Origin of the sequence: Cellulomonas dongxiuzhuiae (assembly GCF_018623035.1) — a bacterium.
GTDB lineage: Bacteria > Actinomycetota > Actinomycetes > Actinomycetales > Cellulomonadaceae > Cellulomonas > Cellulomonas dongxiuzhuiae.
Genome location: NZ_CP076023.1, coordinates 2,379,162 through 2,401,604, shown reverse-complemented (window position 1 = coordinate 2,401,604; position 22,443 = coordinate 2,379,162). Strand labels below are relative to the sequence as shown.

Here is a 22,443-nt window from a genome sequence, read left to right as displayed (position 1 = left end):
GTGTCCACGTCCACGGGCCGTGGGTCCTCGCTCGCGACCCGCCTGACGCGCGTGGGCGTGGCCGACGTGCCGCGTGCCGAGCGTCTGCTGGCGGACGCGGCGCTGACGGCGGTCGACCCCGACGTCGTGGACCACGTCGTCGGCGACCTGGCCGACGTGGGTGACCCCGACGCCGCGCTGCTGGCGATCGCGAAGGTCGCGGGTGCCGTGCGCCGGGACCCCGCGCTGTCGAGTCTCCTCCACGACGTGCTGGCCGACGCCGGCCCCGCACGTCGGCGGCTGCTGGCCGTCACCGGTGCGTCCGTCGCCATCGGCAACACCCTGGCGGCTCACCCGGCCACCCTGCGGGTGGTCGCGGACAGCACCCCGGGGACGGGCGTGCCCGCCGCGGACGTGCGCGCCGAGCTGCTGCGGGCCGTGGACGCGGACCCCGACGCGGACGTCCCCGTGGCGGGCCTCGCGGGAGTCCCGGGCGTGGACGCGATGCGCCGCGCCTACCGCTCGCGCCTGCTGCGCATCGCCGCGACCGACCTGACCTGCGGCGACCCGCTCAGCCGGCTCCCCGGTGTCGGTGCGGCGCTCGCCGACCTCGCGGCGGCGGCGCTCGAGGCGTCGCTCGCGCTGGCACGAGCCGACCTCGACGACCACGGGCGCGGCGTGCGCCTCGCAGTCATCGGGATGGGCAAGGCGGGCGGGCGCGAGCTCAACTACGTGTCGGACGTCGACGTGATCTACGTCGCCGAGCCCGTGGACGGCACGCCCGAGGACGAGGCGATGGTCACGGGGGCCCGCCTGGCGGCCGGTCTCGCGCGCGCGTGCTCGGCGCCCGCGGGGGAGCCCGCGCTGTGGCCCGTCGACGCGGCGCTGCGCCCCGAGGGCAAGGACGGCCCGCTCGTGCGGACGCTGGCCAGCCACCGCGCCTACTACGAGCGGTGGGCCAGGACGTGGGAGTTCCAGGCGCTGCTCAAGGCGCGCCCGCTCGCGGGGGACCCGGACCTCGGGCGCGCCTACGTCGAGACCGTCAACCCGCTGGTGTGGTCCGCGGTCCAGCGCGAGAACTTCGTCGAGGACTCGCAGGCCATGCGCCGCCGCGTCGAGGCGCACGTGCCGCGCGCCGAGGCGGACCGCCAGCTCAAGCTCGGGGTCGGGGGGCTGCGCGACGTCGAGTTCACCGTGCAGCTCCTGCAGCTCGTGCACGGACGGGCCGACGAGACGATCCGCAGCCCCAGCACGCTCACGGCGCTCGCGGCGCTCGCCGCCGGCGGGTACGTGGGACGCGAGCACGCCGCGCAGCTCGCGGTCTGCTACCGCTGGATGCGGATGATGGAGCACCGCATCCAGCTCCACCGCCTGCAGCGCACCCACCTGGTGCCCACCTCCGACACCGACCTGCGGCGCCTGGCCCGCACGATGGGGCTGCGCGTGGAGGGCCCCGAGGGGCTCCTGGAGCGCTGGCGCACCACCCGCCGCGACGTGCGCAGGCTGCACGAGGAGCTGTTCTACCGCCCGCTGCTGCCCGCCACGGCGCGGCTGTCCACGGCGGAGGCGAGCCTCGCCCCGGAGGCGGCACGCGCGCGCCTCGCCGCGATCGGCTACCGCGACCCCGCCGGCGCCGTGCGGCACATCGCGGCACTCGCCGACGGCGTCTCGCGCCGCGCCGCGATCCAGCGGCAGCTGCTGCCCGTGATGCTGGGGTGGTTCGCCGACGGCGCCGACCCCGACGGCGGGCTCCTGGCGTTCCGGCGGCTGTCCGACCAGCTCGGCACGACGCACTGGTACCTCAAGCTGCTGCGCGACTCCGGCACCGCGGCGCAACGGCTCGCGCAGGTGCTCTCGACGTCGCGGTACGCCGCCGACGCCCTGCGCAGGTCACCGGAGTCCGTCACGTGGCTCGACGACGACGCCGAGCTCGCCCCCCGGTCGGCCGAGCGGCTGGAGGCGGAGGCGGACGCGGTCCTGCGTCGCGCGGCCGAGCCGGTGCCCGCGGTCACGGCGCTGCGCGCGCTGCGCCGGCGCGAGCTCGCGCGCACGGCCGTCGCGGACGTGCTCGGCGTGACGACCGGCGTGCGGGCGTCGCAGAGCCTGACGGTCACCGCCGACGCCGTGCTCGCCGGCACGCTGCGGGTCGCGGAGTCCGACGCCCGCACCGCCGCGGGGCTGGACGCGAGCCCGACCCGGCTCCTCGTCGTGGCGATGGGCCGGTTGGGCGGGCGTGAGATGGCGTACTCGTCGGACGCCGACGTGATGTTCGTGCACGACCCCGTGCCCGGAGCCGACGGCAAGGTGGCGCAGGACTTCGCGGTGGCCGTGGCCACGCGGGTGCGTCAGCTGCTGGGCAGCGTCGGGCCCGAGCCGACCCTGAGCGTGGACGCCGACCTGCGTCCCGAGGGGCGCAACGGCCCGCTGGCCCGGTCGTTCGACGCGCACGTCGAGTACTACCAGCGGTGGTCGTCCCCGTGGGAGAGCCAGGCGCTGCTGCGCGCGCGGCCGGTCGCCGGGGACCAGGAGCTGGGGGAGCGGTTCGTCGCGCTCGTCGACCCGCTGCGGTACCCCGCCGGTGGTCTCGACGCCGCGACGGAGCGCGAGATCCGGCGCATCAAGGCACGGGTCGAGGCCGAGCGGCTGCCGCGCGGTGTCGACCCCTCGCGGCACCTCAAGCTCGGTCGCGGCGGGATCAGCGACGTCGAGTGGACAGCCCAGCTGCTGCAGCTGCAGCACGCGCACGCCGTGCCCGGCCTGCGGACGACCTCGACGCTCGACGCACTCGACGCGGCGCGGGACGCCGGGCTGCTCGAGGCGGCCGACGCGGCCGTCCTGCGCGAGGCGTGGCTGCTCGCGTCCCGGGTGCGCGACGCGAACGTCCTGTGGACAGGACGCGCGGAGGGTGCGCACGCCGACGTCCTGCCGCACGACCGGACGGCGCTCGCGGGCGTCGCGCGCGTGCTCGGTCACCCCCCGGGGTCGGGCGCGATGCTGGAGGAGACGTACCTGCGCACGGCGCGGCGCGCGCGGGCCGTCGTCGAGCGCGTCTTCTACGGCTGACGGCGGGGTCTGGTCGTCCGGAAGGGTGAGCCCCTACAGTCGAACGGGTGACGACCACGGCGGACGGTCAGACGCTCGGCGCGACGGCCGGCTGCCCGGTGCGCAAGCTCGCGCAGCCCGACGACGGCAGCGGCCCCGACATCGAGCACGTCCCCGGGGACCGACCCCGCTGGCGCATCCGGTCGCACGCGCTGGCACGCACCGTGCTGCGGCACCCCGAGCACACCCGGCAGGCGGGCTTCGGTGCCGAGGAGCTCGGCAGCGGGGGACCGGTGCGGATCCGTCCGCCGATCCTGTTCGTCGAGGGGGAGGCGCACCACGCGCAGCGCCGCGCGGCGGCGCACCTGTTCGCCCCGCGCGTGGTGGCCGGCTACCGGGACTGGATGCGGGACACCGCGGAGCGTGTCGTCGCGCAGGTGCGCACCGACCGGTGGACGGACCTGACCGGGCTCAGCATGCAGATGGCCGTCGAGGTCGCGTCCCGGGTCATCGGCCTCGACCACGGTGCGTCCCCGCGGATGCGCGCCCGGTTGGACGAGTTCTTCGCACCACCGCCGCGGCCGGGCTCACCGCTCGCCGGGCTGCGCGAGGCGCTGCGCGGCACCGCCATGCTGAGGTTCTACCTGCTCGACGTGAAGCCGGCCATCCGCGCGCGGCGACGTCGTCGGCGTGAGGACCTCATCAGCACCCTGCTCGACGCCGGCTACTCGGACCTGGAGATCCTCACCGAGTGCGTCACCTACGCGGCGGCGGGCATGGCGACGACGCGGGAGCTCATCGCCGCGGCCGTGTGGCACCTGCTCGACGACGACGCGCTGCGTGCGCGGTACCGCGCGTCCGACCGCGACGGCCGCGTCGCGATCATCGAGGAGGTGCTGCGCGTCGAGCCCGTGGTCGGGCACCTGCTGCGCCGCACGACGGCTCCGCTGACGCTCGACGGTCCCGACGGCCCGGTCGAGGTGCCGGCCGGTGCGCTGATCGACGTGGACGTCCGGGCGGTCAACGCCGACGAGCGGGTCGTGGGCGCCGACCCGCACGCGGTGCAGCCCCAGCGGGCCATGGCACGTGCGTCCGGACCGGCCGTCCTCGCCTTCGGCGACGGTCACCACCGGTGCCCGGGTGCGCCGCTCGCCTCGTCGGAGGCGGAGGTGTTCGTCTCCGCCCTCCTGCGCGACGACCTCGCGGCCGCCGGTCCGCCCCGCGTCCGGTGGAGCGAGCTCAGCCAGGGGTACGACCTCACGGCGCTGCGCGTGCGGCGGGTGCCCCTGCCGCGGTGAGGCGTCGGCGCGTCCCGTACGGGAGCCGCCGCCCGGGTCAGCCGCGACCGTGGCGCATGGCGGCGAGAACGGTCGCGAACACGTCGGTGGTGTGCTGCGTCCGCGCGAGCTCCTCGGCACCCGGGCCCTGCGCCGTCAGCGGCGTCGCACCACCGGTGTGGCCGCTCGTCGTCCAGTCGACGGTGAACGTCAGCGTGCTGCCCGCGATGTCGAACGGCCCGTCCTCGCCGCTCTGCAGCACCTCCGGCGAGGTGCTCGCACCGTCGCCGGACTCGTCGTCGGGGTCGAGGTTCTCCACCGCCAGGCCACCGGTCTCGTGGTCCCCGACGACGACGACGAGCGTGTCGCGCCGCTGCGCCGCGAAGTCGCGGACCAGGGCGACGGTCTCGTCGAACGCCTGACCGGCGCGGATGGCGAGGCCCGCGTTGTTGGCGTGCGCCATCTCGTCGATGCCTTCCTCCTCGACGAGCAGGAAGAAGCCGTCGCGGTCCTCGGAGAGCACGTCGAGGGCCTTCTGCGTCATGGTCCGCAGCGGCACGACCGGGGCGTACTCGTCGCCCTGCCCCTCGGGGGCCTGCTCGAACATCTCCTCGTTGGCGAACAGGCCGAGGATCCGTCGGGCATCCGTGGCGGTGAGCTGCTGAGGGGTGCTGACGTAGGTGTAGCCGTTGTCGACGGCGAGGTCGACGAGGTTGCCGAGCGTGCTGCGGCTCACCTCAGGGCGCGGGTCATCGGGATCGTCCGGGTACGCGCCCTCGTCGCCCTCCGGGTACCACCAGTCCTCCCCGCCGCCCAGGACGACGTCCGGCCTGGACTCCTCGACGAGCTGGCGGGCGATCTCGCTCTGGTCGGCACGGTCGGCCACGTGCGCGCCGAAGGCTCCGGGCGTCGCGTCCGTCACCTGTGCCGTCGTGACGAGGCCGGTCGACCTCCGCAGCGCGGTCGCGTGCTCGAGCAGGCTGGTCACGGGGCGCCCGTCGGCGTCGACGCCGACGGCGCCGTTGTACGTGCGCATCCCGGTGGCGAACGCCGTGGCGCTCGCCGCGGAGTCGGTCACCGCCTCGTCGGGGTCCGCCGAGTCGGTCCGGGTCCAGCCCGCGTACCGCAGCTGGTCCATCGCCAGCGTGCCGTCGTGACCCACGGTCGCCAGCCGGATCGCGTCCCGGGCGCCGATGCCCAGCCCGTCCCCGACGAGCAGGACGACGTTCCTTGCGCGCTGCGGGTGGGGCTTGCCGCGTTCCCCGCGGGCGTCGTCCGCACCTCCCGCGGCCAGCCCGAGCGCGAGGGCGACGACTCCGCCCGTCGCGAACCATCCCTGACGTAGGTCGAGCCTGCGCATGCTCCGCTCCGTCCTCGGACGCCGTCGTCCGTCATGACGTCGCCCCCCCGGGGCCTCCGGGCCATGCTCGGCGCCGCCGAAGGGCCGCGCAAGCGGCCGGCCGAAGGCTCTCCTGGCTGCCTCCGCAGGTGGTGCCCTCGCTAGGAGCGGGCTGCGCGGACCTCGCGTCGTGTCGCGACGAGGTCGACGAGCACCGGCACGAGCGTGGCCGCAAGGAATGCCACCGACAGCGCCATGCCCGCGCTCATGGCACGGTCCCAGTCCGCCCGGGCAGCCGTGCCGAGGCCGGCGGGCGCGAGTGCCGCGGCGAGCAGCGCACCGACGGTGGCCGTGCCGACCGCGGACCCGATGCGGGCGGTGGTCTGACGTAGGGCGTTGGCGCTGCCGGCCTCCTCGGCGGGGATCCGCGCGTTGGTGACGCCGAGGTTGAGCGCCGAGACGAGGTTGCTGCCGACGCCCACGACGAGGAGTGGCACGGCCAGCGCCCACACGATCGTGGTGCCGGCGTCGGGGAGCACCTCGACGGCAGCCCACGCGGCTGCCGAGCCGACGACGAGCAGTATGACCCCCGTGAGCTCGCCGCGGCGCGGGCGTGCCAGCCGTGCCGCGAAGGGTGCGACGAGCAGCGCGCCGAGTGCCACGGGGAGCTGCGCGGCGCCGGCGACGACCGGGTCGAGCCCGAGCCCGCTGCGCAGGTACAGCGTGAGCACGTAGACGACGCCCGTGAGCCCGGCCTGGTACGTGGTGTTGAGCAGGACGCCGCAGGTGTACGAGCGGTCACGGAACAGCGCGAGGTCGACGACCGGTGCACCACCGCGCGCCGCGGTCCGGCGCTCCCGGACGACGAAGGCCGCGAGCGCGACCACCGCCGACAGCAGTCCGGCGACGACCACCCCGGCCGGCAGGTCGGAGAGCTCGAGCAGCGGTATGAGCAGCAGCGAAAGGCCGGCCCACAGCAGCGCCACGCCGGGCACGTCGGGAAGGACCCTCGCCCCCGTGGGTACGGCACGTGGCAGCACGCGCAGGCCGGCGAGCAGGACGAGCGTGCCGAGGGGGAGGTTCACCCAGAACACCCACCGCCAGCCGACCGAACCCAGCAGCCCGCCGAGGAGCGGGCCGACGGCGAGCGCGGCACCGACGACAGCCGTGTAGAGCGCGAAGACAGCCGAACGTCTCGGCCCTTCCGGCACGAGCTCGCGGACGAGTGCCATGGCCTGGGGGTTGAGGAACCCCGCGCCGAAGCCTTGGAGGAGCCGCGCGACGACGAGCACACCGGGCCCGGGCGCGACCGCGGCGAGCACGCTCGCCACGGTGAAGACCACGACACCGGTGAGGAAGGTCGGTCGTCGACCGCGGGCGTCGCCGATCCTGCCGGTGACGATCATCGCGAGGCCGTAGGTGAGCACGTAGCCCGAGACGACCCACTGCAGGTCGCTCGCGTCGGCCCCGAGGTCGCGCCGCAGCTCCGGCAGCACCGAGTTGACGGCACTGACGTCGGCGACCGCCACGGCCACCGCCACCACGACGGTCGCGATCCCCGGTGCCGCGCGCGGGCTCACCGCAGGCCCGTCCGGCCGCGGCCCACCGGGTCGCGGCGCGACGTCCCCCGCCACGTCGGCGCCATGGCACCGACGCTAGGCGCGGGCCAGCGTCACCGCGAGCGGGCACCCTCTGCGAGGGAAGGCCGCATGCGACGCCTCGACGCCCTCGGCGCGCCTCGGGGGGCGCCGCACACCGTCGCGCGTTCCCGCACGCGCGGCACCCCCGCCGCCACGAGGGCGACGGGGGTGCCGTTTCCTACAGGTCAGGCGCTCACGGGAGCAGCCGTGACACCTGACGACTCAGACGTCGTAGTAGAGCTCGAACTCGTGCGGGTGCGGACGCAGCCGGATCGGGTCGACCTCTGCCGAGCGCTTGTAGTCGATCCACGTCTGGATGAGGTCCGGCGTGAAGACGTTGCCGGCCGTGAGCCAGTCGTGGTCGGCCTCGAGGTTGTCGAGCACCTCGGACAGCGAGCCCGGGACCTGCTGGATGAGCGCGTGCTCCTCGGGGGGCAGCTCGTACAGGTCCTTGTCGATCGGGTCCGGCGGCTCGATGCGGTTCTGGATCCCGTCGAGGCCGGCCATGAGCATGGCCGCGAACGCGAGGTACGGGTTCGACGACGGGTCCGGCACGCGGAACTCGACGCGCTTGGCCTTCGGGTTCGACCCCGTCACCGGGATGCGGATGCACGCGGAGCGGTTGCGGGCCGAGTAGACCAGGTTGACGGGGGCCTCGAAGCCCGGCACCAGGCGGTGGTAGGAGTTCACCGTCGGGTTCGTGAACGCGAGGAGCGAGGGGGCGTGCTTGAGCAGGCCACCGATGTACCAGCGCGCCAGGTCGGACAGCCCGCCGTAGCCCTTCTCGTCGAAGAACAGCGGCTCGCCGTCCTTCCAGAGGGACTGGTGGACGTGCATGCCCGAGCCGTTGTCACCGAACAGCGGCTTCGGCATGAACGTCGCCGTGCGGCCGTTCTCGTGCGCCACGTTCTTCACCACGTACTTGAACAGCTGCACCTTGTCCGCGGACTTGGCGAGCGTGTCGAAGCGGTAGTTGATCTCGGCCTGACCGGCCGTGCCGACCTCGTGGTGCGCGCGCTCGACCTGCAGGCCGAGTGCGTCGAGCTGCAGCGAGATCTGGTCGCGCAGGTCGGCGAAGTGGTCGACCGGCGGCACGGGGAAGTAGCCGCCCTTGTAGGGCGTCTTGTGGCCGAGGTTGCCACCCTCCTCCTTGCGGCCCGTGTTCCACGCGGCCTCGATGGAGTCGATGTAGTAGTACGACGCGTTCTGCTTCGTCTCGAAGCGGATGTCGTCGAAGATGTAGAACTCGGCCTCGGGCGCGAAGAACGCGGTGTCCGCGATGCCGGTCGACTTGAGGTACGCCTCCGCCTTGGCGGCGACCTGGCGCGGGTCGCGGCTGTAGGGCTCGTCGGTGTACGGGTCGACGATGTGGAAGTTGATGTTCAGGGTCTTCTCGACGCGGAACGGGTCGACGTACGACGTCGCCACGTCCGGGACCAGCTTCATGTCCGACTCGTGGATGGCCTGGAAGCCGCGGATCGAGGACCCGTCGAACATCTGGCCGTCCGTGAAGAAGTCCAGGTCGAGCGAGGCGGCTGGCACGTTGAAGTGCTGCATCACGCCCGGCAGGTCACAGAAGCGCACGTCGACGAACTTGACGTCCTCGCTCTTGATGAACGCCAGGACTTCCTCTGGCTTGGTGAACATCCGCTGCTCCTCGGTCGATGGTGCCCGGTCGTCCCGGGCAGAGCGAGGCTAGGAGGAGCGGGTTTCCCTGCCGTGGCCCCCTTGTTTCCGGGAGGTTACGGACCTGCTTGCGAGGTAACGATCGCACGACACGACGGGCGCGTCGGGCCGTTCGGGCCGCGCACGTACGCTGGACGCATGGTGACGCGCGACTCCGTGGGCTCGTGGCTCGAGGGCGGTCCCGGTGGCCGCGACGACGGCGGCGTGCGCGGTGCGCGGCTGGGTCTCGCGCCCACGGGTCCGGGGTCGCTCGCGCGCCTCGGTCGACGGCTCGCGGCGCTCTCGATCGACTGGGTCGCGTGCCTCGCCGTGTCGGCGCTGCTGCTGCCGGCACGCAGCGACGGGCTGTTCCTGCTGCGTGGCGACTCGCTGGGCACGTTGGCCGTCTTCGCGCTCGAGAACCTCGTGCTCGTCGGCGCGCTCGGGCACACGCTCGGCCACCGGCTCATGGGCCTGCAGGTGCGCCGGACGCTCCCGCAGCCGCCGGCAGGGTCGTCGCCGGTGTCGGGCGGTCCGCCGGGGCTGCTCGCGGCGCTGGTCCGCACCGCCCTGCTGTGCCTCGTGCTGCCCGCGGCCGTGTGGGACGGCGACGGTCGCGGCCTGCACGACCGTGCGGCCGGGACGGTCCTGGTCCGCCGCTGACGCCTGGCCCGACCGTCGCGACGCCCGCGCGTCAGCGCCCCCGCATCCCCTTGCGGTCGGGACGCGCCCGCATCGGGTCAATGCCCTTGGGGACGGGCAGCTTCGCCGCGCCGAGCGACGTGACGCGGCGCAGCACGACGGCCACCTCGTCCTTGGTGAGCTGGGGCTTCAGCTTGGTCACCGCACGGGGCAGCTTGCGCAGCGGCACCTGGCCCTCGCCGTTGCCGACCTGGATGAGGTGGATCGGCGCACCGGACACGACGCGCGCGGTGCGCTTGCGCTCCGCCTCGAGCAGCTTGCCGATGCGGTGGTCCGGGCCCTCGCCCACGAGCACCACGCCAGGGCGTCCGACGCCGCGGAACACGAGGTCCTGCGTGCGCGGGTCCACCGCGACGGGCTCCTGCGCGAAGGTCCACCCGCGGCGCAGGGTGCCGAGTGCGGCGAGCGAGGCGCCGGGCTGACCCTCGATGCGCGTGTACGCGGCCTTCTCGGCGCGACGGGTCAGCACGAACAGCGCGCCGAGCAGGGCGAACGGGATGCTCAGCACGAGCACGTAGACGAGCTGGTCGACGAGCATGCCGATCACGGCGCCGACCGCGACGACGCCCAGGAACACGCCGAGCATGATCCAGGTGACGGCGGGGTCCGACTGCCGGGTGATCTGGAACGCCTGCCAGACCTGGTGGTACCAGCGGGTCTTCTTGACCTTCCCGGTGCCTGTCCCCGTGCTCGGGGAGGAGCCCTGCGGGGACGTGGAGCGCTCGCGTGCCATGACCCGGGAGTCTACCGGCGCGGGCGCGTGCGCCCGCGCGGCGTCCCGCGGATCAGACCGCGGTGCTGCGGGCGAGCAGGGCCGAGGCCTCCTGGCGTGCCGTCGTCGGCTCGCCCAGGTGCGCGAGCGCGGCGGGGATCTCCAGGCCGCGACGCCGCATCGCCTGGCCCCACAGCCGCCCGGCGCGGTACGACGAGCGCACGAGCGGTCCGGACATCACCCCGAGGAAGCCGATGCGCTCGGCCTCGTCGGACAGCTCGACGAACTCCTCGGGACGCACCCAGCGTGCGACCGGGTGGTGGCGCACCGACGGCCGCAGGTACTGCGTGATCGTGATGAGGTCGCAGCCCGCCTCGTGCAGGTCGCGCAGCGCCTCGACGACCTCCTCGGTCGTCTCGCCCATGCCGAGGATGAGGTTCGACTTCGTGACGAGGCCGGCGTCGCGCGCACGCGTCAGCACGGACAGCGAACGGTCGTAGCGGAAAGCCGGCCGGATCTGCTTGAAGATCCGCGGCACGGTCTCCAGGTTGTGCGCCAGGACCTCGGGACGGGACTCGTTGACGAGGTCCAGCAGCTCGGGGACGGCGTTGAAGTCCGGGATGAGCAGCTCGACACCGGTGCCGGGGTTGAGCGCGTGGATCTGGCGGACCGTCTCGGCGTACAGCCACACGCCGCCGTCCGGCAGGTCGTCGCGTGCGACGCCCGTGATCGTGGAGTACTTCAGACCCATGGCCTGGACGGACTCCGCGACGCGGCGCGGCTCGTCGGTGTCGAGCGCGGCGGGCCTGCCCGTGTCGATCTGGCAGAAGTCGCAGCGCCGGGTGCACTGGTCGCCGCCGATGAGGAAGGTGGCCTCGCGGTCCTCCCAGCACTCGAAGATGTTGGGGCAGCCCGCCTCCTCGCACACCGTGTGCAGGCCCTCGCGGCGCACCAGGCCCTTGAGCTCGCTGTACTCCGGGCCGGTCGTCGCCCGGGTGCGGATCCACTCCGGCTTCTTCTCGATCGGGGTGGCGGCGTTGCGTGCCTCCACCCGGAGCATCCGGCGTCCCTCGGGTGCGATCGTCACGGCGTCAGCGTAGCCCGCCGTCGTGGCGCTGGTCCCGGGGTGTGACGGGGACCTCTGTCCCGTGCGCTCGCGGACGACGAGGAGGACGCTGGACGAGACGGTCGCGACCCCGGGTCCGGGCGCTGCGGCCGACCCTGGAGGAGGTGGCACGGTGCGCGTCCTGGTGACGGTGGCGTCGAGGCACGGCGCGACGCGGGAGATGGGTGCGGAGGTCGCCGCACGGCTGCGGGAGGCCGGTCACGACGTCGACGAGGTCGAACCCGACGACGTCGAGCACGTCGATCCGTACGACGCGGTCGTGATGGGCTCCGCGGTGTACGTCGGCAGGCTCGCGCTGGGGCTGCGCGACCTGGTCGACCGGCAGGCGGGGCAGCTGCGGCAGCGGCCGTCGTGGCTGTTCTGGTCGGGCCCGGTCGGTGACCCGCCGATGCCGGAGACGGTGCCGGACGACGTGGCGGACATCGCGCGCACCACCGGCGCCCGCGACGTCGCGATGTTCACCGGGCGGCTGGACCGCGACGGTCTCAACATCTCGGAGCGGGCGCTCGTGGCCCTCACCCGGGCCGACGCGGGCGACTACCGGGACCTCGAGGCGGTCCGCACGTGGGCCGGGTCGATCGCGACGGCTCTGCGGGCGATCCAGCAGGACGCGTAGCGCTCAGCGGTCGGCGGTCGCCTCGTCGCGCGCGGCGAGGAGGGGCGTGAGCACGTCCTGCAGGTGGGCGACGACGACGGGCGTGATCTCGGCGATCGTGACGGCGCGCCCGGTCTCCGCGGACAGCGTCGTGACGTCGGCGTCGTCGATGCCGCACGGCACGATGCGCGAGAACCCGTCGAGCGACGCGGTGCAGTTCAGCGCGAACCCGTGCATGGTCGTGCCCCGCGCGACGCGCACGCCGATCGCGGCGACCTTGCGCGCACGCCGCGGGCGCGGTGACGTCGTGACGTCGTCGGCAGGCAGCCACACGCCGCTGCGTCCGTCGACGCGGCCCGCGTCCACGCCGACGTCGGAGCACGTGCGGATGAGCGCCTCCTCGAGGGCGCGGACGTAGCGCACGACGTCGACCGGCTCGGCGAGGCGGACGATCGGGTACCCGACGAGCTGTCCGGGGCCGTGCCAGGTGATGCGACCGCCGCGGTCCACGTCGACCACGGGCGTGCCGTCGACAGGCCGGTCGGACCGCGCCGTGCGCCTGCCCGCGGTGTACACGGGCTCGTGCTCGACGAGCAGCAGCGTGTCCTCGCGCTCACCGGCCGCGACCGCGGCGTGGACCTCGCGCTGGAGGTCCCAGGTGGGCACGTACGGCTGCAGACGGGTGCCGAGCTCGAGCGGGTCGACGCGCATGCGCGTCAGGCTATGCCCTCGACGCGGGCGGGCGGTCGGCCGCGTCGACGGGCGGGCCGGGTGTGACGCCCCAGGGAGCCACGACCTCGCGCATGAGCTCGTCGAGCAGCGCACGGCGGTCGGGGGGCAGATGGCCCAGGACGGCCTGCTGGGCGGGCCCGGGGTCGGCGCACGCCGCGAGCGCCGCGGCGCCGGCGGGGGTGATGGCGACCACGTGGCGGCGCCGGTCCTCGGCGTGCGGGCGGCGCGTGACGTAGCCGGTGCGCACGAGGCGTGCCACGACGCGGCTCATCGTCTGCTCGGTGACGCCGCAGGCGTCCGCGAGCTCACGCTGCGACATGGGAGCGACGGTGATGTGGACCAGCACCGGCAGGCTCGCGTGGTTGAGGTCCCAGGACGCCAGGTGGGCGTCCCAGGCGCGCTCGATCCGTCGCGCCGCCGCGGAGAGCATCCGGCCGACCGGCCAGTGGTCCGGCGGCGGGCCCTGCTGCATGGTCACGCGTCCTCCCGTTTGCCGAGTAGCCGCTCGCGGTTCATGATACTCAGCATGCTGAGGAATCCGGTGGCCCGCGCGGTCGCTGTCGCCGTGGTGCTCGTCGTCTGGATGGGACTCGCCTCGGTGGGAGGCGCTGCCCAGGGACGCCTGTCCCAGGTCCAGACCAACGACGCCGCGGCGTTCCTGCCGTCGTCGGCACAGTCCACGTTGGCGGCCGAGGCCTCCCGCGAGTTCGTCGACACGCAGACCCTACCCGCGCTCGTCGTGCTGACCCCCGCGGACGAGGGTGAGGTCACACCCGAGCAGCTCGCCGCCGTCACGGCGTTCGCGGAGCAGTTCCCGGGCACCGCGGTCCCGGACGGGACGTGGGCCGACCACCTCACGGGGCCGGTCGCGCCCGTGCCCTCCGAGGACGGCCGGGCGATCCTCCTCGCCGTCCCGCTGGACGCCGCCGCGGCCGAGGTGCTCGTCGACGACGAGTCCCTCAACAACCTCCTCGTGACCGACCTGCGCGCGGCGCTGGAGGACGAGCTCGGCGCCACGGCGAGCGGCTCCGGCGACCTGGGCTTGGAGGCGTGGGTCACGGGCCCGGCGGGCTTCGTCACCGACCTCGGCACGGCCTTCGCCGGTATCGACGGGCTGCTCCTGCTCGTCGCGCTCGGGGCCGTCCTGCTCATCCTCGTCGTCGTCTACCGGTCGCCCTTCCTCCCGCTGGTGGTCGTCCTGACGGCCGTGTTCGCCCTCGCGCTGGCCGGGCTCGTCGTGTACGAGCTCGCGGACGCGGGCATCCTCGTCCTCAACGGCCAGGCGCAGGGCATCCTGTCGATCCTCGTCGTCGGTGCGGCGGTCGACTACTCGTTGCTGCTCGTCGCGCGGTACCGCGAGGAGCTGCGCCACGTCGACCACCCGGCGGACGCCATGCGCATCGCCTGGCGCCAGTCGCTCGAGCCCATCGCCGCGAGCGCCGGCACCGTCGTCGCCGGCCTGCTGTGCCTCCTGCTGTCCGACCTGGCGTCGAACCGCAGCCTCGGGCCGGTCGCCGCGATCGGCATCGGCGCGGCGCTGCTCGCCGCCCTCACGCTGCTGCCCGCGTTCCTCCTAGTCGCCGGCCGCCGCTCGCGCGCACTCTTCTGGCCGCGCGCGCCGCACCGCGTGGGCTCCTCCCCGACGCAGGCGCCCACGCACGGCGAGCACGCCACCGCCGTGGCCCCCACGACGGCCGACCCCGCCGAGGGGCCCGGGCTGTGGGCCCGCTGGGCGCGGTTCGTCGCGCGCCACGCGCGTCCCGTCTGGATCGTCAGCGCCGCCGCCCTGCTGCTCGCAGCCGCGTTCGTGCCGACGTTCCGCGCCGGGGGCACCAGCCAGACCGACGTCTTCCTCACGCCCGTCGACTCGGTCGCGGGGGAGGAGGTGCTCGCCGAGCACTTCCCCGCCGGTGCGGTGCAGCCCGCGATCGTCGTGGTGCCCGAGAGCGAGCTCGACGCGGTGGTCGCCGCCGCCGAGGACGTCGAGGGCATCGCGTCGGCCGCGCCCTACACCGGCGCGCCGGGCGGAGCGCCCGGCGCGGCCGGGGCACGTCCCGTCGTCGTCGACGGCCGGGTCCGGGTCGACGTCGTGACGCAGGCGCCCTCGGACAGCCAGGACGCCGTGGACGCGGTCGCCGACCTGCGCGAGGCCGTGACGGCCGTGGCGCCCGACGCCCTCGTCGGTGGCCCCGCAGCCGAGACCCTCGACACCCAGATCGCCAGCGAGCGGGACCTGCGCGTGATCGTCCCGGTCGTGCTGGTGGTGATCCTCCTCATCCTCATGCTGCTCCTGCGCTCGGTCGTGGCGGGCGTGCTCCTCATGGCGGCGAACGTGCTGTCGTTCGGGGCGGCGATCGGCATCTCGGCCCTCGTCTTCAACCACGTGCTCGACCTGCCCGACGCCGACCCGGTCGTGCCGCTGTACGGGTTCGTCTTCCTCGTCGCGCTCGGGGTCGACTACTCGATCTTCCTGATGACGCGCGTCCGGGAGGAGTCGCAGGCGGTCGGGACGCGTGCGGGCGTCACGCGGGGCCTGGCGGTGACCGGCGGGGTCATCACCTCGGCCGGGCTCGTCCTGGCGACGACCTTCGCCGCCCTGGCCGTGATCCCGCTGCTGTTCCTCGCGCAGCTCGCGTTCATCGTCGCGCTCGGCGTGCTCGTCGACACCTTCGTCGTGCGCAGCCTGCTCGTCCCCGGTCTCGTCCACGACCTCGGACCGCGCACCTGGTGGCCCAGCGCGCTGGCACGACGCCCGGAGCACGGTGCGCACGCGGCGCTGCCCACGCGGACGCCCGTGGCCTGACCGGCTCCTAGAGTGGCGGCATGGAGCCGCTGCGCATCGCGCTGATCGGGTACGGCGGAGCCGGGCGCGGGATCCACGCCCGGCTCGCGCGCGAGACGGGGCAGGAGGTCGTCGCCGTCGTCACACGCCACCGCGGCGACGAGGTCGCCGCGGACTGGCCGGCGGCGCGCGTCCTGCCCGACGTCGACGCCCTGCTCGCCGACGCGCACGACGTGGACCTCGTCGTCGTGGCCAGCCCCACGGGCGAGCACGCGGCGCACGTGCGGGCGGCGCTCGAGGCCGACCTGGCCGTCCTCTCCGACAAGCCGCTGGCCACCACGCGGGCGCAGGCCGCCGCGCTGGTGCGTCTCGCGCGCGAGCGCGGCGGCCGCCTCACCGTGTTCCAGAACCGCCGCTGGGACCCCGAGCAGCTGACCCTGCGCGGCCTGCTCGACGCGGGCACGCTGGGCCGGGTCCACCGCTTCGAGCGGCGCTGGGAGAGGTTCCGCCCGCAGCCGCAGCACCGGTGGAAGGAGCAGGACCCCGTCGCAGGGGGGCTGCTCCTCGACCTGGGGGCGCACCTCGTCGACTCGGCGGTCCAGCTCTTCGGGCCCGTGCGGCGCGTGCACGCCGAGCTGCGCGCGCTCACGACGCCGGCACTCGACGACGTCTTCCTCGCGCTCGAGCACGCGCCCGACGCCACCGGCCACCACGTCGTGTCGCACCTGTGGGGCGGCGGGCTCGTCGGCGCGCCGGGACCGAGGACGCGCGTGCTCGGCGAGCACGGCGCCTACCTCGTGACGAGCTTCGAGCGTGAGCCGACGCCGTTCGCCGTGCTGGACGACGCGCAGGAGGCGGGTCGCCGGCCGGGGGAGCCGGAACACGAGGGCTGGCTCGTGCGGGGTGCGGAGCGCACACCGGTGCCGCGTGCGCCCGGTGGTCACGGCGACCTCTACCGGGGCGTGCAGGCGTGGTTGCGCGCGGACGGTCCGGTCCCCGTCGACCCCGCGGACGCGGTCGCCACGGCGCGGGTCCTCGACGCGGCGCGGGTCGCCGCCGAGACCGGGGTCGCCCAGCTCCTCGACTGACAAGCGCCCTGTGGACGACGCGCACGTCGTGCCCGCACGCCGGTGTTGGATGGCGGGGTGCACACCGCCGCCCCGCCACCGGACGACGTGACCCGGCTCCTGCAGGCGCACGGTGCGCGCGTCGCCTCGCCCGTGGGGACCGACGGCTCGTGGTGGGTCGCGCGCCCCACGCAGGGCGAGGACGGGCCGTGGCTCGAGGTGCTGGTCGCCGACGTCCCGGTCGACGGGTCGCTCGCCGCGCGCGCGGGCGTGCTGACGGGCCTGGACCACCCGCACCTCGCTCGCGTGCTGGCGGTCGATCCGCTGGGACCGGGGCGCGTCGCCCTGGTGTGCGAGCACGTGCCCGGCCCGACCCTCGCCGCCGTGCGCGCCGCCCGGCCGCCGCTGGCCGACGGTGAGGTCGTCACCGTGGCCGTGCCCGTCGCGCAGGCGCTGGCCGTCCTGCACGCGGCGGGGCTCGCGCACGGCGCCGTCGGCGCCGACCGGGTCGTGGTGCGCCCGGGTGGTGTCCCCGTCCTGGTGGACCTGCGGGGGGCGCTGCGCGGCGTGGGGACCGCGACCGGCGACGTGCACCGGCTCGTCGCCGCGCTCCTGGGCCTGATGCCACCGCTCGACGCCCACCTGGCGGCGGGCCTCGAGGACGCGGTCCGCCTGCGCGATGCGCTCGAGGCGCTGCTGCGCGGCCGCGCCACGCCCGACGACGTCGTCGAGGCGGTGTTCGCGGTCGCCTCGCCGGAGCCCGTGCAGGTCCCGGAGGCCGACGAGCTCGCCGGGGCGCAGGTGGCCCTCGAGACCGGCCGCAGCGGCGTCCCGCGCTCGACGGTGCCCCCGCCGCCGCCGCGTCGCGCACGCCGCGAGCCGCGACGCCGGCGGTGGTGGCCGGCGGTGGTGGCGGCTGCCGTCCTCATGCTCGGGGGCGGCGCGGCCCTCACCGTGCGGTTGTTGCCCGACCTCCCGGCGGACGCCGCCACCCCGTCGGCCGTCGCGTCGCCGTCCGCGACGGCGCCGGGGGTGGGCCCGGGTGCTGGCGACGACCGGGCCGCCCTGGCCGACGAGCACGACCCGGCGGCCGCGGCCGCGGCGCTGACCCGGTTGCGCGCGGCGGCGCTCGCTGCGGCGGACGCGGCCGGCGTCGCGGTGATCGAGGTCGCCGGATCCCCGGCACTCGCGGCGGACGAGGCCCTGGTCGGGGGCCTGGCCGGGGCCCGCAGCGAGGGGCTCACGGTCGACGTCACCACCGTCACCGCCACCGGCACGGCACCGGACGGTGACGTGACCGTCGAGGTCACGTCGACGATGAGCGCGCACGTGCGCGTCGCGCCGACGGGCGAGCGCACGGACGTCCCCGCGACGGCGGCGCGCACCGTCGAGCTCGTCCTGCGCTGGACGCCCGCCGGCTGGCGCGTGTGGGACGTCAGGGAGCCGGGCGGCGCGACGCCCTGAGCCAGTGCGCCACCTCGGTCGCCGTGCCGTGCCGGGGCACGAAGCCCGAGGCCCGCGGGACGGCGGGGTCGGCGTTGATCGACCCGAGCACCTCCGAGGAGAAGTCGCGCAGGGCGACTCGTAGGAGGGGCGAGGGCACGGGCAGCGTGAGGTGCGCGCCCCAGGCGGTGCGCAGGGCCGCCACCAGGTCCTCGTGCCGGTCGGCGCGTGCCACCAGGTTGGCCGGTCCGCGCACGGGCCGCGTCAGCAGGTGCGTGATGGCACGGACCTCGTCGAGCAGGCTGATCCAGCTCCAGTACTGCCGGCCCGATCCCAGCCGGGTCGCGACACCGGCGCGCAGCGGTAGGAGCAGGGGCGCCGCGGCACCGCCGTGCGCGCTCAGGACGATGCCCGTGCGCAGGTGCACGACCCGCACGCCGGCCTCCTGGGCGGGCGCCGTCGCGGCCTCCCAGCGGCGCACGACGTTCGCGAAGAACGTGTCGCCGAGCGGCTCGTCCTCGCGCAGCAGCGTGTCACCGCGGTCGCCGTACGCGCCGATGCCCGACGCCTGCAGGAGCACGCGCGGTGCCTCGTCCTCCCGGCCGGCGGCCAGGCGGGCGAGGCTGCGGGAGAGCAGGCCGGCCGTCTGCACGCGCGACGTCACGATGTCGCGCTTGCGCGCCGCCGTCAGCGGGCGGGAGGCGACGCTCACGCCGGCGAGGTCCACGACCGCGTCGCTCGCCGCGACCGCCGCGGTGTCGATGCTGCCGGCGACCGGGTCCCACCCGGCCTCACCGGAGGAGCGAGGTGCCCGGCGCACCAGACGGACGACGTCGTGGCCGGACTCGCGCAGGTGCCGCACGAGCGCCGTCCCGACCAGACCGGACGACCCGGCGACGAGCACGCGCATGCCCGCCACCCTAGCCAGCGGCGGCCCGCACGGCGCGCGATGGCGTCGGCGGGGGAGCGGCGGGGTCGTGCCCGTGCCCGCGACGGCGCGGGGCCGCCCACCTGTCGGTGGACGGCCCCGCGGGTGCTGCGTGTCGTCAGAGGCCGAGCTCGGCCTCGAACGCGCCCTCCTCGAGACGGCTCTTGACCGCGGAGAGGTAGCGCGACGCGTCCGCGCCGTCGACCAGGCGGTGGTCGTAGGACAGGCACAGGTAGCACATCGACCGGATGGCGATGACCTCGTCGCCGTCCGCGTCCTTGACGACCACGGGGCGCTTGACGATCGCGCCCGTGCCGAGGATGGCGGACGTGCCGCCGGGCACGATCGGGGTGTCGATGATCGCGCCACCCGATCCCGTGTTGGTCACCGTGAACGTGGCGCCCGACAGCTCGTCCGGGGTCACCTTGTTGGCGCGCGTGCGCGTCGCCAGGTCGGCGATCTTGCGCGAGATGCCCGCGATGTTGAGGTCACCCGCGTCGCGGATGACCGGCACCAGGAGCCCGCGCTCGGTGTCGACCGCGATCCCGACGTTCTCCTGGCCGTGGTAGGTGATCGTCTTGTCCTCGAGCACCCCGTTGACCTTCGGGTACGTCTTGAGCGCCTCGACCGCGGCCTGCACGAAGAACGGCAGGAACGTGAGGTTGACGCCCTCGCGCGCCTTGAAGTCCTCCTTGGCGCGCGCCCGCAGGCGGGCGATCCGGGTGACGTCCACCTCGACGACCGTCGTGAGCTGGGCCTGCGTGTGCAGCGCCTCGACCATGCGCTCGGCGATGATCTGGCGGAGCCGGCTGGCCTTCTCGGTCGTCCCGCGCAGCGGGGAGACCGCGGCGGGCGCGGCGGCCTTGGCAGGTGCAGCCGGCGCGGCGGACGGTGCCGCCGGTGCCTCGGCGGCCTTGCGCGCCTCCTCGGCCTTCGCGGCCGCCTCGAGGACGTCCTCCTTGCGGATGCGTCCACCGACGCCCGAGCCGGTGAGCGTCGCGACGTCCACGCCCTTCTCGGCCGCGAGCTTGCGGACCAGCGGCGTGAGGTACGAGCCGCCTGCCGACGGAGTCTGCTGCGACGAGGCCTGCGGTGCCGTCTGCTGCGCCGTCGGCTGCTCCTGCTTCGGCTGCTGGGCCTCGGCCTGCTCCTGCTTCGGCTGCTGGGCCTCCGCCTGCTCGGCCTTGGCCTGCTCGGCGTTGGCCTCCTCGACCTTGGCCTGCTCGGCCTTCGGCTCCTCGGCCTTCGGCTGCTCGGGCGCCGCGGGCTGCTCGGCGGCGGGCGCCGCGTCACCCGACCCGACGACGGCGAGGACCGCGCCGACCTCGACGGTCTCGTCCTCCTGGACGCGGATCTCCTGCAGCGTCCCGGCGACGGGCGACGGGATCTCGGTGTCGACCTTGTCGGTCGAGATCTCGAGCAGGGGCTCGTCGACGGCGACGTCGTCCCCGACGGCCTTGAGCCACCGGGTCACGGTGCCCTCGGTGACGGACTCGCCGAGCGCCGGGAGGGTGACCTCCTGACCGGCGCCACCACCGGAGCCCCCGGACGACGCGGCCGGGGCCGGGGCGTCCTCGTGCTCCTCGACGGACTGCTGCGCCGACTGCTCGGCAGCGGGCTCCTCGGCGGGCGCCTGCTCGGCGGGCTGCTCGGCCTGCGCCGGCTGCTCGTCGGCGGGTGCCTGCTGCTCGTCCGAGGGGGCGTCGCCGCCGCCCTCGCCGGAGCCGATGACGGCCAGCGCGGCGCCGACCTCGACCGTCTCGTCCTCCTGGACGAGGATCTGCTCGAGCACGCCGGCGAACGGCGACGGGATCTCGGTGTCGACCTTGTCGGTCGAGATCTCGAGCAGGGGCTCGTCGACGGCGACCGTGTCGCCGACGTTCTTCAGCCAGCGGGTGACGGTGCCCTCGGTGACGGACTCACCGAGCGCGGGAAGCTGCACGTTGTCGGACATGACCGCTCGTGTCTCCTTGTGTCCTGGGGTCAGTTGTGGGCGTGCAGCGGCTTGCCGGCGAGCGCGAGGAACGCCTCACCGAGAGCCTCGTTCTGCGTGGGGTGCGCGTGCACGAGCTGGGCGACGTCCTCCGGGTAGGCCTCCCAGTTGACGATGAGCTGGCCCTCGCCGATCAGCTCGCCGACGCGCGCACCGATCATGTGCACACCGACGACCGGGCCGTCCTTCTTCCGCACCAGCTTGATGAAGCCCTGGGTGGCGAGGATCTGGCTCTTGCCGTTGCCGCCCAGGTTGTACTCGAGGACCTCGACGCCGTCGTCGCCGTAGAGCTCCTTGGCGCGCTTCTCGGTCACGCCCACCGAACCCACCTCGGGGTCGGAGTACGTCACGCGCGGGATGCCGGACTCCTCGATGAGCGGCGGGTTGAGGCCCGCGATCTGCTCGGCGACGAAGATGCCCTGCTGGAACCCGCGGTGCGCCAGCTGCAGGCCGGGGACGATGTCGCCGACCGCGTAGATGTTCGCCACGCCGGTGTGGAGCCGCTCGTCGGTGATGACGAAGCCGCGGTCCAGCGTGATGCCCTGCTCCTCGTAGCCGAGGCCACCGGTGTTCGGTCCGCGACCGACCGCGACGAGCAGCAGGTCCGCGTCGAACGTCTTGCCGTCCTCGAGCGAGACGTGCACGCCGTTGTCGTCCTGCGTGACGCCCGAGAACCGCACACCCAGGTTGAACGCGATGCCGCGCTTGCGGAACGCGCGCTCGAAGGCCTTGGAGACCGCCTCGTCCTCGTTCGGGACGAGGTGGGGGAGCGCCTCGATGATGGTGACGTCGGCACCGAACGAGCGCCACACGCTCGCGAACTCGGAGCCGATGACGCCGCCGCCCAGGATGATCGCCGAGCGCGGCACCCAGTCGAGGGTCAGCGCCTGGTCCGACGTGATGACCCGGCCGCCGATGTCGAGCCCGGGCAGGGAGCGCGCGTACGAGCCGGTGCCGAGCACGATGTGCTCGCCGGTGACGGTGCGGTCGCCGACCTGGACGGTGTTCGGGCCCGTCAGCTTGCCGTAGCCCTCGACGACCTCGATCTTGCGGGACTTGATGAGTCCCTGCAGCCCCTTGTAGAGGCGGCCGACCACGTTGTCCTTGTACTGGTTCACGCCGCCCATGTCGATGCGCTCGAGGTGCGTGTGCACCCCGAAGTGCGCACCCTCGCGGGCGTTGTCAGCGAGCTCGGCCGCGTGCAGGAGGGCCTTGGTGGGGATGCACCCCCGGTGCAGGCAGGTTCCCCCCACCTTGTCGGCCTCGACCAGTGCCACGGTCTTGCCCAGCTCGGCCGCGCGCAGAGCAGCGGCGTAGCCGCCACTGCCTCCGCCCAGGACGACGATGTCGAAAGCGGTGCCGTTGTCGGCCACGTGCGCACTCCTCGCAGGGTGTGGGATTTGCTGCGGCGCCCATCTTGT

General features: G+C 74.6%; 17 protein-coding genes. 7 read left to right on the top strand and 10 right to left on the bottom strand.

The window, feature by feature from the left end:
* Nucleotides 1–3,042 (top strand): bifunctional [glutamine synthetase] adenylyltransferase/[glutamine synthetase]-adenylyl-L-tyrosine phosphorylase, encoded by a 3,042-nt coding sequence (locus KKR89_RS10725; protein WP_208195337.1) that lies wholly within the window; start codon nt 1–3, stop codon nt 3,040–3,042.
* A gap of 47 nt (nt 3,043–3,089) precedes the next feature.
* Complete coding sequence (locus KKR89_RS10720; protein ID WP_208195336.1) at nt 3,090–4,319, top strand: cytochrome P450; 1,230 nt, start codon at nt 3,090–3,092, stop codon at nt 4,317–4,319.
* A gap of 37 nt (nt 4,320–4,356) precedes the next feature.
* On the opposite strand, the gene KKR89_RS10715 is transcribed toward KKR89_RS10720, so the two are convergent.
* The 3 genes from KKR89_RS10715 to glnA all read right to left on the bottom strand — a co-directional run bounded on the left by KKR89_RS10715 (nt 4,357) and on the right by glnA (nt 8,924).
* Nucleotides 4,357–5,658 carry an alkaline phosphatase gene (locus tag KKR89_RS10715; RefSeq protein WP_208195335.1) on the bottom strand — a complete coding sequence of 434 codons (1,302 nt, stop codon included), beginning with the start codon at nt 5,656–5,658 and terminating at the stop codon, nt 4,357–4,359.
* Nucleotides 5,659–5,798: 140 nt separating this feature from the next.
* The gene (locus KKR89_RS10710; RefSeq protein ID WP_256443121.1) at nt 5,799–7,271 is read right to left on the bottom strand and encodes an MFS transporter; all 1,473 of its coding nucleotides are present in this window, start codon (nt 7,269–7,271) and stop codon (nt 5,799–5,801) included.
* A gap of 228 nt (nt 7,272–7,499) precedes the next feature.
* Nucleotides 7,500–8,924 (bottom strand): type I glutamate--ammonia ligase, encoded by a 1,425-nt coding sequence (glnA, locus tag KKR89_RS10705; RefSeq protein WP_208195333.1) that lies wholly within the window; start codon nt 8,922–8,924, stop codon nt 7,500–7,502.
* A 177-nt stretch (nt 8,925–9,101) separates the two neighbouring features.
* Between glnA and KKR89_RS10700 the strand changes: the two genes are divergently transcribed.
* Complete coding sequence (locus KKR89_RS10700) at nt 9,102–9,605, top strand: RDD family protein (RefSeq protein WP_208195332.1); 504 nt, start codon at nt 9,102–9,104, stop codon at nt 9,603–9,605.
* 31 nt (nt 9,606–9,636) lie between these two features.
* Here KKR89_RS10700 and KKR89_RS10695 read toward each other — a convergent pair whose 3' ends face one another.
* Together KKR89_RS10695 and lipA are read right to left on the bottom strand one after the other, a co-directional pair.
* The gene (locus KKR89_RS10695) at nt 9,637–10,377 is read right to left on the bottom strand and encodes a DUF4191 domain-containing protein (protein WP_208195331.1); all 741 of its coding nucleotides are present in this window, start codon (nt 10,375–10,377) and stop codon (nt 9,637–9,639) included.
* A 52-nt stretch (nt 10,378–10,429) separates the two neighbouring features.
* Complete coding sequence (lipA, locus tag KKR89_RS10690; protein WP_208195330.1) at nt 10,430–11,443, bottom strand: lipoyl synthase; 1,014 nt, start codon at nt 11,441–11,443, stop codon at nt 10,430–10,432.
* Between the two features lie 151 nt (nt 11,444–11,594).
* Between lipA and KKR89_RS10685 the strand changes: the two genes are divergently transcribed.
* Nucleotides 11,595–12,098 carry a flavodoxin domain-containing protein gene (locus KKR89_RS10685; RefSeq protein ID WP_208195329.1) on the top strand — a complete coding sequence of 168 codons (504 nt, stop codon included), beginning with the start codon at nt 11,595–11,597 and terminating at the stop codon, nt 12,096–12,098.
* A gap of 3 nt (nt 12,099–12,101) precedes the next feature.
* Here KKR89_RS10685 and lipB read toward each other — a convergent pair whose 3' ends face one another.
* Both lipB and KKR89_RS10675 read right to left on the bottom strand, forming a co-directional pair.
* Nucleotides 12,102–12,788, bottom strand: a complete 687-nt coding sequence (gene lipB / locus KKR89_RS10680) for a lipoyl(octanoyl) transferase LipB (protein ID WP_208195328.1) — start codon at nt 12,786–12,788, stop codon at nt 12,102–12,104.
* A gap of 10 nt (nt 12,789–12,798) precedes the next feature.
* Nucleotides 12,799–13,281: a MarR family winged helix-turn-helix transcriptional regulator gene (locus KKR89_RS10675; protein ID WP_208195742.1), complete on the bottom strand. Its 483-nt coding sequence runs from the start codon at nt 13,279–13,281 to the stop codon at nt 12,799–12,801.
* 54 nt (nt 13,282–13,335) lie between these two features.
* On the opposite strand from KKR89_RS10675, the gene KKR89_RS10670 reads away from it, so the two are divergent.
* Genes KKR89_RS10670 through KKR89_RS10660 form a run of 3 tightly spaced genes read left to right on the top strand, consistent with a single transcriptional unit; the run spans nt 13,336 to nt 18,122 of the window.
* The gene (locus KKR89_RS10670; RefSeq protein WP_243882231.1) at nt 13,336–15,612 is read left to right on the top strand and encodes an MMPL family transporter; all 2,277 of its coding nucleotides are present in this window, start codon (nt 13,336–13,338) and stop codon (nt 15,610–15,612) included.
* A gap of 20 nt (nt 15,613–15,632) precedes the next feature.
* Nucleotides 15,633–16,679: a Gfo/Idh/MocA family oxidoreductase gene (locus tag KKR89_RS10665; RefSeq protein WP_208195326.1), complete on the top strand. Its 1,047-nt coding sequence runs from the start codon at nt 15,633–15,635 to the stop codon at nt 16,677–16,679.
* A 57-nt stretch (nt 16,680–16,736) separates the two neighbouring features.
* The gene (locus KKR89_RS10660; protein WP_208195325.1) at nt 16,737–18,122 is read left to right on the top strand and encodes a serine/threonine-protein kinase; all 1,386 of its coding nucleotides are present in this window, start codon (nt 16,737–16,739) and stop codon (nt 18,120–18,122) included.
* On the opposite strand, the gene KKR89_RS10655 is transcribed toward KKR89_RS10660, so the two are convergent.
* From KKR89_RS10655 to lpdA, 3 genes are all read right to left on the bottom strand, one after another.
* Complete coding sequence (locus tag KKR89_RS10655) at nt 18,094–19,011, bottom strand: TIGR01777 family oxidoreductase (protein WP_208195324.1); 918 nt, start codon at nt 19,009–19,011, stop codon at nt 18,094–18,096. The two genes, KKR89_RS10660 and KKR89_RS10655, sit on opposite strands and share 29 nt — an antisense overlap.
* Nucleotides 19,012–19,147: 136 nt before the next feature.
* Nucleotides 19,148–20,983, bottom strand: coding sequence for a 2-oxoglutarate dehydrogenase, E2 component, dihydrolipoamide succinyltransferase (sucB, locus tag KKR89_RS10650; RefSeq protein ID WP_208195323.1), 1,836 nt, complete (start codon nt 20,981–20,983; stop codon nt 19,148–19,150).
* Between the two features lie 29 nt (nt 20,984–21,012).
* Nucleotides 21,013–22,395: a dihydrolipoyl dehydrogenase gene (lpdA, locus tag KKR89_RS10645; RefSeq protein WP_208195322.1), complete on the bottom strand. Its 1,383-nt coding sequence runs from the start codon at nt 22,393–22,395 to the stop codon at nt 21,013–21,015.
* Nucleotides 22,396–22,443: the final 48 nt, after the last annotated feature.

What these genes read in the sequence shown, in the direction of transcription:
- KKR89_RS10715 (WP_208195335.1), bottom strand. Translation starts at nt 5,658, where the DNA reads ATGCGCAGGCTCGACCTACGTCAGGGATGGTTCGCGACGGGCGGAGTC.
- glnA (WP_208195333.1), bottom strand. Translation starts at nt 8,924, where the DNA reads ATGTTCACCAAGCCAGAGGAAGTCCTGGCGTTCATCAAGAGCGAGGAC.
- KKR89_RS10700 (WP_208195332.1), top strand. Translation starts at nt 9,102, where the DNA reads ATGGTGACGCGCGACTCCGTGGGCTCGTGGCTCGAGGGCGGTCCCGGT.
- KKR89_RS10695 (WP_208195331.1), bottom strand. Translation starts at nt 10,377, where the DNA reads ATGGCACGCGAGCGCTCCACGTCCCCGCAGGGCTCCTCCCCGAGCACG.
- lipB (WP_208195328.1), bottom strand. Translation starts at nt 12,788, where the DNA reads ATGCGCGTCGACCCGCTCGAGCTCGGCACCCGTCTGCAGCCGTACGTG.
- KKR89_RS10675 (WP_208195742.1), bottom strand. Translation starts at nt 13,281, where the DNA reads ATGCAGCAGGGCCCGCCGCCGGACCACTGGCCGGTCGGCCGGATGCTC.
- KKR89_RS10670 (WP_243882231.1), top strand. Translation starts at nt 13,336, where the DNA reads ATGCTGAGGAATCCGGTGGCCCGCGCGGTCGCTGTCGCCGTGGTGCTC.
- KKR89_RS10665 (WP_208195326.1), top strand. Translation starts at nt 15,633, where the DNA reads ATGGAGCCGCTGCGCATCGCGCTGATCGGGTACGGCGGAGCCGGGCGC.
- KKR89_RS10655 (WP_208195324.1), bottom strand. Translation starts at nt 19,011, where the DNA reads ATGCGCGTGCTCGTCGCCGGGTCGTCCGGTCTGGTCGGGACGGCGCTC.
- sucB (WP_208195323.1), bottom strand. Translation starts at nt 20,983, where the DNA reads ATGTCCGACAACGTGCAGCTTCCCGCGCTCGGTGAGTCCGTCACCGAG.